The sequence below is a fragment of the Pedobacter nutrimenti genome (assembly GCF_032678445.1).
Taxonomy (GTDB): domain Bacteria; phylum Bacteroidota; class Bacteroidia; order Sphingobacteriales; family Sphingobacteriaceae; genus Pedobacter; species Pedobacter nutrimenti_A.
The window spans coordinates 1-569 of the sequence record NZ_JAVTSQ010000045.1 but is presented as its reverse complement, the minus strand read 5'-3'; the positions used below and the strand labels follow the sequence as shown (position 1 = coordinate 569).

1 pseudogene is annotated in these 569 nt (G+C 47.6%); it reads right to left on the bottom strand.

Annotated features, from left to right (window positions below):
- Window positions 1–569: pseudogene (locus R2S08_RS28830) on the bottom strand (hypothetical protein); the annotation flags it as partial.

Sequence of the window (569 nt, the reverse complement as noted above, 5' to 3'; positions counted from 1 at the left end):
CACACATCCGGCTCCACTTTGGGTTTCCACATAATAGGTAGTGGTTGCCGAGAGGGCAGGTGTGGTGAAACTTGTACCGGTTGCAATGGCTGCACCGCCCGTTGGAACAGTGTACCAGTTAATGGTATTGCCTGCGTCGGCAGTAGCCTGTAAAGTTGCAGTTTGTCCCGGGCTGATGGTTGTACTGTTGGTTGATACCGAAGCCAGCGCCGGAGCAGGGTTGATGGTTACATTAACAGCTGTACGTGTACTTACTGCTGTTCCTGAAACGGCTTCTACATAATAAGTGGTATTGGCAGTTAATGCAGGTGTTGTGAATGTTGTACCTGTAAAGATAGAGGTACTTCCAGTTGCAGCATACCAGTTATAGGTAACACCGGTCTGGATATTGGATACGGTTAATGTTGCGGTGTTGTTGTTGCAGGTGTTTGCAGCAGCAACCACAGGAGCAGAGACATTAACTTTAAGCGCATAATCAGTACTTGTAGATAAACCGTTATTATCGGTTACGGTCATTTTTACAGTAAAGGTACCGCCGATAGTTGGCGTACCGGAGATCACCCTTGTGG